Source organism: Trinickia camelliae, assembly GCF_053525655.1.
In genome coordinates, this window is record NZ_JBCHAA010000005.1 from 276,999 (window position 1) to 289,852 (window position 12,854).

At 65.8% G+C, this 12,854-nt stretch carries 10 protein-coding genes; 2 read left to right on the forward strand and 8 right to left on the reverse strand.

Annotation, left to right across the window (positions count from 1 at the left end):
- Positions 1–6: 6 nt before the first annotated feature.
- Positions 7–417, forward strand: a complete 411-nt coding sequence (locus AAHK20_RS11520) for a hypothetical protein (protein WP_449181574.1) — start codon at positions 7–9, stop codon at positions 415–417.
- A 15-nt stretch (positions 418–432) separates the two neighbouring features.
- Here the strand turns inward: AAHK20_RS11520 and AAHK20_RS11525 are convergent, their stop codons facing one another.
- From AAHK20_RS11525 to AAHK20_RS11560, 8 genes are all read right to left on the reverse strand, one after another.
- Entirely contained in the window at positions 433–1,353 is a 921-nt protein-coding gene (locus AAHK20_RS11525) for a DUF1571 domain-containing protein (RefSeq protein WP_449181575.1), read from the reverse strand.
- Between the two features lie 21 nt (positions 1,354–1,374).
- A complete protein-coding gene (locus AAHK20_RS11530) occupies positions 1,375–3,141 on the reverse strand; it encodes an AMP-binding protein (protein ID WP_449181576.1) in 1,767 nt (588 codons plus the stop codon).
- Between the two features lie 28 nt (positions 3,142–3,169).
- Positions 3,170–4,471 carry an acetyl-CoA C-acetyltransferase gene (locus AAHK20_RS11535; protein ID WP_449181577.1) on the reverse strand — a complete coding sequence of 434 codons (1,302 nt, stop codon included), beginning with the start codon at positions 4,469–4,471 and terminating at the stop codon, positions 3,170–3,172.
- Between the two features lie 76 nt (positions 4,472–4,547).
- Positions 4,548–5,486, reverse strand: coding sequence for a MaoC family dehydratase (locus tag AAHK20_RS11540; protein WP_449181578.1), 939 nt, complete (start codon positions 5,484–5,486; stop codon positions 4,548–4,550).
- Between the two features lie 14 nt (positions 5,487–5,500).
- A complete protein-coding gene (locus AAHK20_RS11545) occupies positions 5,501–6,919 on the reverse strand; it encodes a 3-oxoacyl-ACP reductase (protein WP_449181579.1) in 1,419 nt (472 codons plus the stop codon).
- Positions 6,920–6,934: 15 nt separating this feature from the next.
- A complete protein-coding gene (locus tag AAHK20_RS11550; protein WP_449181580.1) occupies positions 6,935–9,433 on the reverse strand; it encodes an acyl-CoA dehydrogenase in 2,499 nt (832 codons plus the stop codon).
- Positions 9,434–9,517: 84 nt separating this feature from the next.
- On the reverse strand, positions 9,518–10,423 hold the full coding sequence (locus AAHK20_RS11555) for a TetR/AcrR family transcriptional regulator (RefSeq protein WP_449181581.1): 906 nt from the start codon (positions 10,421–10,423) through the stop codon (positions 9,518–9,520).
- Between the two features lie 281 nt (positions 10,424–10,704).
- Positions 10,705–11,925 (reverse strand): MFS transporter, encoded by a 1,221-nt coding sequence (locus AAHK20_RS11560; RefSeq protein WP_449181582.1) that lies wholly within the window; start codon positions 11,923–11,925, stop codon positions 10,705–10,707.
- Positions 11,926–12,289: 364 nt separating this feature from the next.
- Between AAHK20_RS11560 and AAHK20_RS11565 the strand changes: the two genes are divergently transcribed.
- Positions 12,290–12,850, forward strand: coding sequence for a GNAT family N-acetyltransferase (locus AAHK20_RS11565; protein WP_449181583.1), 561 nt, complete (start codon positions 12,290–12,292; stop codon positions 12,848–12,850).
- Positions 12,851–12,854 lie beyond the last annotated feature (4 nt).

Sequence of the window (12,854 nt, forward strand, 5' to 3'; positions counted from 1 at the left end):
GCGGCGATGGACCGACGGACGTTCGTGAAGACAAGCACATGGATGGGCGCGGCGGCGTGCATGTCGCCTCGCCTTGCCGCGGCGCTTGAGCGGCCGGGAGCGATCGTGCTCGTCGACGCTTCGCTTCCCGCGAGCCGCGCGTTTGCCGTCGCAACTGCGACGCGGCGCGCGATGCCGCTCATGGAGATCGGCGGCGACGCAGGGATGTTCTGGCACGTGACGCTCGCGCGATATCTTGCGCAAACGAACGCTCTGGCAATCGGCGTGTTGCGCGCATCGGATGGCTTCGTATTGCGGCAACTCGCGACCAGCGCGAACTTCCGCGTTCGGGATATTGCGATGCCGCCGAATGCGATCGATGCCGCGCTTCATTCGCCCGCAACCGTCACACTCCTCATCGACCGCAAACCCGCCTAGCCCGCGACCCGCCCATCAAAACTTATAAGCCCGATTCTTCGGATCAAACGTATCGTCGGGCAGCGCCTTCGGCGTGATGCTGTCGAACACGATGCGCTCGAAGATCCGGCCGTCGTTGTCATAAGACTCGACCGAGCGGAAGTACGGATGCCGCAAATCGAGCCCGAGCGTTTCCTTCTTCGCGTAGAACTCGGGCCGTCCCGTCGGCGATTCGTACGTAAACGCGACCACGCGCACGCCTCCGATCGTCTTCACTTCGATCGTCTGTGAGCGCTCGACACCCGCCGCCTCGAACTTCTTGCTGTCGGCGAGGAACTGCTGCGCGATGAATTCGGTGCCGAGCTCGCGCACGTTGTGATTCGACTGCGCATGCGCGAGCGCGCCGTTCAGCGACGTCCACAGCGGCATCACGCTGAGGAGGCCGCCCAAGTGCCCGTACATCTCGTCGGAGCGCAGCGTCGAGTCGTAGATCAGTTCCTGCCCCGCGTGGGCGCCGTCGGGAAGCCACTTCGCGTAGATGCGCAGCGGCTCGCGCGTGAGACGCACGAGCATGTGATCGGGCTTGTCGGGAAACACGCCGCGAATGCGCTCCTGGCGCAGCATCGTGAATTCGTACGACGGGTAGCCGTTCGGCCCCGCTGCGATGTAGCGCGACAGCGTGCGCGGATCGAGCGAGGTGAAGAGGGCGACGAGCGCGGCGTCGTCGAGCTGTTCGAGCATGCCGCTTTGGGCGGCGCGGCGCAGCCATTGCACTTGAGTGTCGAGCGGCAGTTTGCCGACTCGGGCCGCGGGCACCGTGGGCGGCTTGACGTCAGCGTCGGACACGGCGGCGGCGGTCGCGCTGGCCGGTTCGTTTTGTGCCTGCGCCGCGTGAGCGCTCACGATCAGCAGCGCGGCAGCCAAGACCAAGACCGAGGCGGATGTAAAACGTTGCATGACTGTCTTCCTCTTTCAACCTCAGCTGCCGCTTTCCTGGTTGCGTTTGGCGATCTCTTCGTCGCGCAGCGTGCGCCGCAGGATCTTGCCGACGTTGGTTTGCGGCAGCGACTCGCGAAACTCGACGAGCTTCGGCACCTTGTAGCCCGTCAGATGCTTGCGGCAGTGCTGGATCACGTCGTCGGCCGTCATCGGGCTGCGCGCGACGACGAACACCTTGATGCGTTCGCCCTGCACGTCGTCGGGCACGCCGATCGCCGCGGCTTCGCGCACGGCCGGGTGCATCGCGAGCACGTCCTCGATCTCGTTCGGATATACGTTGAAGCCCGACACGAGGATCATGTCCTTCTTGCGGTCGATCAGGCGCACGAAGCCGTGCTCATCCATCACGCCGATGTCGCCGGTGGCGAGCCACCCGTCGGCGTCGAACGTCTTCGCGGTTTCGTCGGGGCGGTTCCAATAGCCCTTCATGACTTGTGGTCCTTTCACGCACAGCTCGCCCGGCTCGCCGATGTCGGCCCAGGTGCCGTCTTCCTTCTTGAAGCGCACCTGCGTGGACGGCGCGGGCAGTCCGACCGAGCCGTCGAATTCGCGCTGCGCCTTCACGTTGACGGGCGTCATCGTGACGATCGGCGAGCATTCGGTGAGCCCGTAGCCCTCGACGATCGGCTTGCCCGTCACCGCCTTGAAGCGCTCGGCGACGGCGCGCTGCATCGCCATGCCGCCCGCCATCGCGAGCTTGAGCTTCGAGAAGTCGCGCTTGCGGAATTCCTCGTTCTCCAGAAACGCGTTGTAGAGCGTATTGACGGCGGTGATGCCGGTGAACGTCTCGTGACGCAGGATCTTCATCACGCGCGCCGTATCGCGCGGATTCGCGATGAGGATGTTGCGTCCGCCGAGGCCGAGAAAGATGAGGCCGTTCACGGTCAGCGAATAGATGTGATAGAGCGGCAGCGGCGTGAGCACCGTTTCGATGTCGCCCGAGAGTTCGCTTTCGGCCCACGCCTTCGCTTGCAGCAGGTTCGCGATGATGTTGCGATGCGTGAGCATCGCGCCTTTCGCGACGCCGGTCGTGCCGCCCGTGTATTGCAGGAACGCGAGATCGGCGTGCGTGATGCGCACCGGCGCGAACGGGTGCTTGGCGCCGAGCGCGAGCGCTTGCTTGAGACGCACCGCCTGCGGCAAGCCATACGCGGGCACGAGCTTCTTCACGTGCTTGAGCACGAAGTTCAGGAAGCGCCCCTTGAGGTTCAAGCCGTCGCCGAGCAAGTCGCCGAGCGCCGTGACGATGACGCGCCTGATCGCGGTGCCGGGCAGCGCATCTTCGAGCGTCTTCGCGAAGTTCTCGAACACGACGATGGTCTGCGCGCCGCTGTCCTTCAGCTGATGCGCGAGTTCGCGCACCGTGTAGAGCGGATTCACGTTGACGACGATCGCGCCCGCTTTCAAAGCGCCGAACAGCGTGACGGGATATTGGAACGTGTTCGGCAGCATGATCGCGACGCGGTCGCCGGGCTTCACGCCCACGCTCTGCAGATACGCGGCGAATGCGGTGGCCTTGCGCGCGAGCTCGCCATACGTGAGGTCTTCGCCCACGCTCACGAACGCGACGCGCTCGCGGTACTGCGCCATGCAATCGTCGAAGAAGTGCGCGACCGATTGATAGCGGTTGACGTCGATCTCGCGCGGCACTTCGGGCGGGTACGAGGCGTACCAGATGCCGTCGGTGTTGGGCGCCTTTGCCGGCGACGTGGACGAAGTAGACGAAGCGGCGGTGGGTTCGGTCATCTCTGGTCTCTCGATGGTTTTCTCGTGTTCAATTTTCGACGATGGCGACCACGCCCTGGCCGCCCGCCGCGCAGATCGAAATCAGTCCGCGCGCTGTGCCCGCGGGCTTGCCGAGCTGCGCGAGGCGCTTCGCCAGGCCCGCGACGATGCGCGCTCCGGTGGCCGCGAACGGATGGCCCGTGGCGAGCGATCCGCCGTCGACGTTGAGCTTGGCGCGGTCGATCTCGCCGAGCGCGCCGGGCAGGCCCAACTGCGTGCGGCAGTAGTCGTCGTCTTGCCAGGCGGTGAGCGTGCACAGCACCTGGGCGGCAAACGCTTCGTGAATCTCGTAGAGATCGAAATCCTGCAGCGTGAGTCCGGCGCGCGCAAGCAGGCGCGGCACCGCGTAGGCGGGCGCCATCAGCAAGCCTTCTTTCTTGTCGACGAAATCGACGGCCGCCGTTTCCGAGAGCGTCAGATAGGCAAGCACCGGCAGCCCGCGCTGCGCGGCCCAATCCTCGCTCGCGAGCAGCACGGCGGCGGCGCCGTCGGTCAATGGCGTCGAGTTGCCGGCGGTCAGCGTGCCCGCGTCGCGGTCGAAGGCGGGCTTCAGTTGCGCGAGCGTTTCCAGCGTGGCGTCGGCGCGCAGCGTGTTGTCGCGCGTGAGCCCTTTGTAGGGCGTCATCAGGTCGTTGAAGAAGTTGCGCTCGTAGGCGGCCGCGAGCTTCTGGTGGCTCTCGAGCGCGAACGCGTCCTGCGCTTCGCGCGCGATGCTCCAGCGCTTGGCCATCAGCTCGCAATGCGCGCCCATCGAAAGCCCCGTGCGCGGCTCATGGTTGCGCGGCAGTTGCGGGCTCATGAACATGCCGGGCCGCAGCTTCGCGAGCGCGCCGAGCCGCTCGCCCGCCGAGCGGCTGCGGTTCGCTTCGAGCAGGATCTCGCGCATCTTTTCGTTGACGCCGATCGGCGCGTCCGAGGTCGTGTCGGCGCCGCCCGCGATGCCGGCGTCGATCTGGCCGAGCGCGATTTTGTTGGCGACGAGGATCGCCGCCTCCAGGCTCGTCCCGCAGGCCTGCTGCACGTCGTAGGCGGGGGTTTCCTTCGCGAGCGTGGTCGACAGCACCGCTTCGCGCGTGAGATTGAAATCGCGCGAATGCTTGATGACGGCGCCCGCCGCGACTTCGCCGAGCCGCTCGCCGTGCAGATTGAAGCGGTCGATGAGCCCTTGCAGCGTGAACGTCAGCATCTCCTGGTTCGAGGCGCGTGCGTATGCGGTGTTCGAGCGCGCAAACGGAATCCGGTTGCCGCCGACGATGGCGACGCGTCTTACGGCAGGAAGCGGGCGGGGCATGCGGGGCTCCTCCATGCGGGTGGTGGGCTCACATCGACATAACGTTTCGACTCGGCCGAAGATTCCAGCGCACGCTTCATTGGGCCTCCCAGCTGAAGCGGCCGCGCAGATGCGGCTTGTCGCCGGCGGCATCACGGACTTCAAACTCACGCACTTCGAATTCGCGCTCGCTCGGACCGCGTGACGCGCTCCATAGCGAGGCCTCGCCCGGCAGATACATCGGCAGCTTGAACTCGCCGTCGAGCTCGCCCCAAGCGAGCGGCTTGGGCGGCTGGAACAGGGCGGCGGTGCGCGCGAGCGTCCACATGCCGTGCGCGATCGCGCGCGAAAAGCCGAAGACCTTTGCCGAGAGCATGGAGAGATGGATCGGATTGAAATCACCCGAGACCTGCGCATAGTCGCGCCCCAATTGCGCGGCGAGCTGCCAGCGAGTCTGGCGCAGGAGGGCGGCGCGCTCGATCGCGAGCGGCGTGAAGAGGGCGCCTTGCGCGGGCACGTTGCGCTTCAGATAGAGGCTGTCGCTGTCCCACACCGCTTCGCCGCGCCGGTAGATCCGCGCCGAAATCAGGAACGCCTGGCCGCGTTCGTGCCGCACGAGCGGCCCGCTTTCGACTTCGACGCGCAGCGTGTCGTCGAGCGTGAGCGGACGGCGCAGGCGCACGCTGTTCGCGAGATGCACGAGACCGAGCGCGGGCCACGGAAATGCGGGCTCGGTGAGCAGCATCAGATGCAGCGGGAACGCGAGCAGATGCGGGTAAGTGAGCGGCACGCCATGCTCGGGAATGAAGCCGCAGACGCGCGCATAGCGTTCGATCGCCACAGGGTCGAGCTTCGCCGCCGGCATCACGAAGCGCGACGCCGGCAATTGCGCGGTGCGGTTGCGCTTGGTGATGCCAGCGAGCACACGCGCATACAGCACGTGCCGCGCCGGCGCTTGCTCGACGACGACCGTCTTCACGCGGCGCGGCGCCTCGCCAGGTTGACCCGCTCCGGCGGGCTTGAGCCATTCGCTCATGTCGGCGGGCCCTGTCACGCGCCGAAGACGCTCTGGCCGCACACGCGCACGACCTGGCCCGTGATGCCCGCCGCGCCCGGATGGGCGAGCCACGCGATGGTCTGCGCGACGTCGGCGGGTTCGCCGCCTTGGCTCATCGAATTCATGCGACGGCCGGCTTCGCGCAGCGCGAACGGCATGTTCGCGGTCATTCGCGTTTCGATGAAGCCGGGCGCGACCGCGTTGATCGTGATGCGCCGCTCGCGCAGCGCGCCCGCCAGGCACTGCACGCGGCCGATCACGCCCGCTTTGGACGCCGCGTAGTTGGTCTGCCCAATGTTGCCCGCAATGCCGCCGATCGACGAGACGGCGACGATGCGCCCGGCCTCGCGCAAGGTGCCGCGCGCGAGCAACTCGTCGTCGATGCGCTCCTGCGCGGCGAGGTTGATGGCGATGACGTTGTGCCACGCGTCGGCGGTCATCTTCGCGATGGTCTTGTCCTTGGTGATGCCGGCGTTGTGGACGACGATGTCGACGTCGCCCATCGCGTCGAGCGCATCCGCGATCTGCTGCGGCGCTTCGGGCGCGGCGATGTCGCAATCGATCGCCGTGCCTTCGATGCCGTGCATCGTCACCGAGAGCGTGTCGTGCAGCGCTTCGATATCGAGGCCGGCGACGCGCGCGCCGAGATCCGCGAGCGCCTGCGCGATCGCGGCGCCGATGCCGCGCGCCGCGCCCGTGACGAGCGCGCGCCGGCCGGCGAGGGGTTTCGTCCAGTCGGCGATGGCGTCGATCGTGGCGGCTTCGATCCGCACGGCCTGACCCGACACGTACGCCGAGCGCGGCGACAGAAAAAAGCGCAGCGTCGCTTCGATGCCGTCCTCGGCGCCGTCGCCGACGTAAATCAGATTCGCCGTGATGCCGTGCCGCGCTTCTTTGCCGAGCGAGCGCACGAACCCTTCGAGCGCTCGCTGCGCGGTCCATTGGCGCGGATTCGCGCAACGCTCGGGCGGCCGGCCGAGCACGACGATCCGCCCGCATGCGCCGACCGAGCGCAGGGTGTCGTGGAAGAAGGCGTAGGCGGTGTCGAGCTGCATGCTGTCGGCGATGCCGGTCGCATCGAAGATCAGCGCGGCGACGCGTTCCTGCGCGCTCGCGTTGGGCGCGACCGGGGCGAAGCGCCCGCTCATCAACTGGCGGCGCTGCGCGATCGCGAGCCACGCCAGCGCTTGCTCATGCGCCACGCTCGTCATGCCGATGCGTTCGAGCACGCCGGCCAGCACCTCGAAAAGACACGGCGCCGGCCCCGCGCCGATCGCCGCGATGCCACCGAATTCCGCTTCGCGCTGGCCGATCCGGTAGCGGCGCAGCACTTCGGGCTGAGGCAGGCCGAGCGAGCGCACGACGCGTGCGCCGAGCGGCGAGTTCACGAAGTTGCGGTAGGTGTCGTTCATGGCGTCGTCATTGTGTCATGCGATCAGCTCGCCCGATTTCGCGAGCGCGTCGTGACGTTTTTGCAGCGCTTCGAGGATGTCGAACTCCGGGCCGAAATCGTCGACCCTGACGACGAGTTCGCCGAAGCGCGCGTAGTCGTCGAGCGTTTGGCGTTCTTCGGCGTCGATGAGTCCCTGTTGCTGCGCCGCATCGGCCCATGTCGGCAGTTCCTTGAGGCTCTGCGGCATCGGCGCGAGCTGATTGCGCTTCACCGCATCGCGCAATCGGTGCTCGATGGCCGCCACGCGCGGCGTCAGCTGAAACAGCCGCTCGCCGTAGCCGAGCGGATCGACGGCGGCGTCGGGCACGTACGAATCGGCGACCAGCCGCTCGCGCGCATCGCCAGGTGTCTGCACGAGTTCGGCGACTTCGCTCGCGAGCGCGTCGCGCGGGGGGCGTAACGGCATGCCGAGCGGAAACACACAGGCGCGCAGCAGCATCGCGAGACGCGGTTTCGGATAGTTGGCGAGGACGCCGTCGAGCGCCTGTTGCGCGGCGTACAGCGCGTCGCCGACGGCCCAGCGCACGAGCGGCAAGTCCGCTTGCTGTCGTCCTTCGTCCTCGAAGCGCTTGAGCGCCGCCGAGATCAGGAACAGGTGCGAGAGCACGTCGCCGAGCCGCGCGGAGATCCGCTCGCGGCGTTTGAGATCGGCGCCGAGCGCGAGCATGGTGACGTCGGCGACGAGGGCGAACGCCATCGAAAGCCGCGTGGCCGCACGGTAATGCGCAGCGAGCGGCGCATACGCCTCGGCGGGCGCCACAATCGCCGCATGCGCCGTGATGCCGTAGACGAACGCGCGCAACGCATTCGACACAAGAAAATTCGCGTGTCCGAAGAGCGCATCGTCGAAATCGCCCAGCGCTTTCTCGCGATCGGGCTCGCGCGCCGCGCTCATTTCCTTGAGCACATACGGATGGCAGCGGATCGCCCCTTGCCCAAAGATGATGAGGCTGCGCGTGAGAATATTCGCGCCTTCGACGGTGACCGAAATCGGCATCTGCTGATACGCGCGCGCCAGAAAATTCGACGGCCCCATGCAGATGCCTTTGCCGCCGATCACGTCCATGCCGTCGTTGATCACGCTGCGCGCGCGCTCGGTGATGTGGTACTTCGCGATCGCCGACAGCACCGACGGCTTCTCGCCAAGATCGACCGCTTGCGCGCACAACCTCCGCGTGGCGTCCATCAGATACAGATTGCCGCCCATGCGGCCGAGCGCTTCGTGGATGCCTTCGAACTTGCCTATCGGCGTCTTGAACTGGCGGCGCGCGGCGGCATACGCGCCGGTGCCCCGCACCGCGAGCTTCGCCATGCCGACGTTCGACGATGGCAGCGAGATCGCGCGGCCCGCCGCTAGACACTCCATCAGCATGCGCCAGCCGTTGCCGACTTGCGCGCGTCCGCCGATCACCCAATCGATCGGGATGAAGACGTCGTGGCCCGAGTTCGGGCCGTTCTGAAACACCGCGTTGAGCGGCCAATGGCGGCGCCCGATCACGACGCCGGGATGCGTCGTCGGAATCAGCGCACAGGTGATGCCCGGTTCGTCATCGGGGCCAAGCAGATGGTCCGGATCGAGCGCGCGAAACGCGAGCCCGAGCACGGTCGCGATCGGTCCGAGCGTGATGTAACGCTTCTCCCACGTGACGCGAAAGCCGAGCGTTTCGCGGCCTTCGAACATGCCGCGGCAGACGATGCCGACATCGGGAATCGCGGCGGCGTCCGAGCCCGCGTAGGGGTTCGTCAGCGCGAAGCAGGGAATCTCGTCGCCGCGCGCGAGTCGCGGCAGGTAGTGGTTCTTCTGTTCCTCGGTGCCGTAGTGCATCAGCAGCTCGGCGGGACCGAGCGAGTTCGGCACCATCACCGACACGGCCGCCGCCGACGAGCGCGACGCGAGCTTCATGATGATCTGCGAGTGCGCGTAGGCGGAGAATCCTTTGCCGCCATAGCGCTGCGGAATGATCATGCCGAGAAAGCCTTGCTCCTTGATATAGCGCCACGCTTGCGGCGAGAGGTCCTGCCAGATCGCGGTGCTGTCCCAGTCGTTCGCGAGATCGCACAAGCGCGTGCATTCGTTGTCGATGAAGGCTTGTTCTTCGGGGGATAAGGTCGCGGGGCCGTGCGCGAGTAGCGCATCCCAACGCGGGCGTCCGGAGAACAGTTCGGCGTCCCACCACACGGTGCCGGCTTCGATCGCGTCGCGCTCGGTAGCCGACATCTCGGGTAACAGACGGCGATACGCTGTGAGGGCGCGCGCGGAGAGCCACGCGCGGCGCAGCGGCTTCACGGCGAGCACGATTGCGGGCAGCACGAAGAGCGCCGCCAGGATGAGCGTGGCGCCACGGCCTGCCGCGCCGCTCAGGTTGACGACGATGATCCACACGACCATCGCCGTCAGCCACCACGGCGCGTGTGCTCGAACGTAGACGAGTGCGGCACTCGCGACGACAAGCGCCGCGAAGAGCCATGCCATGAGCGTTTCTCCCTGCGACGAGAGGTTGGGCGGGGCGGGCTGGGCGCGCGCCCCGGCGGCTCGATGCCCAGGCCCTGAGCGAAATCAGAAGGCCGGTCGCGGAGCCGGCATCGTCGAGCCGGGCGGCGGCGCGAGCGGTTCGTCGCCGGGAGGCATCGAGGCCTCTGCCGTCCGCTCTCCAGCATCTTCCGTTCCCGGCGCCGTGGCGCTTGGCGCGGGCGCTTCGTCGCTGGCCGCGAGCGCACTCGCGTTGCCGCCATTGCCCGCCACGCAGTTGTCGACGTTATCGCCCGCATCGCCGAGCACGGCGGCGAACGCGGCCAACTGCGTCGTGTCGGGCTGCGGCGCTTTGAGCGCCGCGACGATCAGCGAGGCGAGGCGCGCGATCAACTGCAGGTCGTTCATCGACTTGCCCTGCGAGAACTCGACGATGAGGCTGTCGGTATCGCCGCCCGCGAGCACGCCCGACAGCGCGCCGATCGCGAAGTGCAGCCGCCAGCCGAGTTCCTCGCGCGGCAGATGCGGCAGCGCGCGCTGGAACGCATCGAAGAAGCGCTCCGACACCGACGCGTAATGCCGGCTCAGAAACTCGCGGATGAACGAGGACGGATCGGTGTAGGCGCGCCCCAAGAGCCGCAGGAACGCGCGTCCGCCCGTGCGCGGCTCGCGAGAAAGACGCAGCGCCGGAATGAACATCGCGCCGAGCACGTGCTCGCAAGTCAGGTGTGAGCCGAGCAGCGTGTCGAAGCGGTCGAGCAGCTTCAGGCGCTCTTCGTTCAGCTTGTCGAGCCGGCGCGAGAGCATCGCGTGGATCAACGCTTCCTTGCTGCCGAAGTGATAGTTGACGGCGGCAAGATTGACTTCGGCGCGCGACGTGATGTGCCGCAGCGACATCGCCTCGTAGCCGCATTCGATGAAGAGATCTTCGGCGGCATCCAAGATGCGCGCCTTCGTGTCGCCGGCGAGCCGGCTCGGTGTGCGAACTGCCATGTGCGCCTCCCATGCCGGTCGCCCGGCCGCGTACAAACAATTCAACTGTCTATCGATCTAATTGGCGATCTAATTCAAACAACTGTTTTTTATAAGATACGGAACGGCGCGTGATAACGGCAAGGCTTGTTTGTCGACAGAGTCCTCTAGACCGCTTAAGCAAAGAGCGAAGAAACCGCTTCCATGCAGGCGCATGCGTCGCTTCTTTCGTGCAGTAGCAAACAGCGGCAAACAGCGGCAAAAGGCGCCATGGCAAGCGCCTTTTGCGTTCAATCGACACGTCAAGCGGTCGATGTCTCGTGCGCGGCCGATTGCTGCATATCGATGCCGCGCCGCTCGCGGCTGAACAAAATCAGCACCGCGATCACGACCGCCACGATGCCGCAGGTGGTGGCGAGCGCCAGCGCATAGTTGTTGTCGTGACTCTCGGCGAACGCGGACTGCATCGGCGCATTGCCGGACGCGAGCAGGTTGCCGAGCTGATACACGAAACCGGGGAACGTCGCGCGGATTTCATCCGGTGAGATCTCGTTCAAGTGGACTGGAATCACACCCCATGCGCCTTGCACCGAGATCTGCATCAGGAACGCGCCGATCGCGAGCATGACGGCAGTGGTCGAGAAGGCCCACACCGGCAGTACCGGAAGCGCGATCAATGCGGCGATGAAAATCGCGCGGCGTCGGCCGATTTTCTCCGAGAGCGAACCGAAGAACAGGCCGCCGACAATCGCGCCGATATTCAGCGTGATCGCGATCAGCGAGACGGTGTGCGGATCGAAATGATGTTGCTTCTGCAGGAAGGTCGGGTAGAGGTCCTGCGTGCCGTGCGAGAAGAAGTTGAAGCAGGTCATCAGCACGATTGCGTAGATGGACAACTTCCAGTTTTGCTTGAGCGTCTCGACGAGGCCCGGGCGCACGCGCTTTTCCATCGTCTTCCATACGGGCGACTCGGGCACGCTCGAGCGGATGTACATCACGAGCAGCGCCGGCGCGACGCCGACGAAGAACATGCCGCGCCAGCCGATGTATTGGTAAAGGATGCCGTACACGACCGAGGCGAGCAGATAGCCGCTCGGGTAGCCCGCTTGCAGCAGACCGGAGACGATGCCGCGCGAACGCGTGGGCACGGTTTCCATCGTGAGCGCGGAGCCGACGCCCCATTCGCCGCCCATCGCGACGCCGAAGAGAAAGCGCAGCACGAGCAAGGTTGTCAGGTTCGGCGAGAAGCCGGAGAGCAGTTCAATGAGCGAATAGCAGGCGATGTTGACCATCAGTGTCGGACGCCGGCCGAATTTGTCGGCGAGCCGTCCGAATATCAGCGCGCCGATAGGGCGTGCGGCAAGCGTGAGTGTCAGCGCAATCGTGACGTCGGTGATCTTGGTGTTGAATTCGGCGGCGATGTCCTTGAATACGAACACCATGAGGAAGAAATCGAAGGCGTCTAGTGTCCAGCCCAGGTAGGCTGCAATCGTTACGTTTCTTTGTTCGCGCGTCCAGCTCATGTCGTTATTCTCCAGAGTCTCCATGTGGCCCGGGCTGGGCGGGGCAGCGCCATCGCCCGGCACGCCCCCGTAATTGGGCACGTGCGAGTGTACGCCGCTGCTTAAGCGGTTGCATGGTTCATCAGTGATTTCTTAGTAATAATCCCTAGCTTTGTTTCGCAATGGAAAAGAAAGCCTCGCTCGTTGTCGGCTAAACGTAATTTTCAAAGACTTGCCAAGCATGTATGTTGCTAATGGCTAAGACGCGGCATGCGCCAATTGCAAACGCACGCTATGAGCGCTATTCAATTCTTTGCACATGCGCGCCGGGTTTTAGCCGCTCAGTTAATCGCTCACTTAGCCGTTCTCTTTGCCGATTCACGCTATGACATCGTTTTTGCCGCCGTCAGCCGCGCCTGCTGACGACCTTTTACCCGTGTTCGACACCGGCCGTCTGTTGCTGCGCCCACGCACGATGGCCGATCTCGAAGCTTGCCTGGCGATGGACCGCGATCCGGAAGTGACGCGCCATATCGCCGGCCCATGGGACGACGCCATCAAGCACCGAGAGTTCGTCGAATACCGGATCACGCGCGCGTATCCGCGCGGCCTGGGTTATTGGTCGATTGTCGAAGCGGCCGCACCCGAGCGCTTCATCGGCTGGGTGCTCCTGATTCCCGATCACGGGGCGGGGCCCGAAGTCGAGATCGGCTGGCGGTTGGTGCGCGAGGCGTGGGGCAGAGGGATCGCGAGCGAAGCGGCGCGCGTTGTGATGCGGCACGCGTTCGAGACGGTGAAGCTGCCGCGCATCGTCGCCGATATTGCGGCGGAGAATGCCGCCTCGCGCCGCGTCGCCGAGAAGCTCGGCATGCGGCGCGTCGGGGAAGTCGATAGCGACGGCAAGCGCTATGTGCGCTATCGCGCCGTGCGAGGGGATTTGGGTTAGCGGG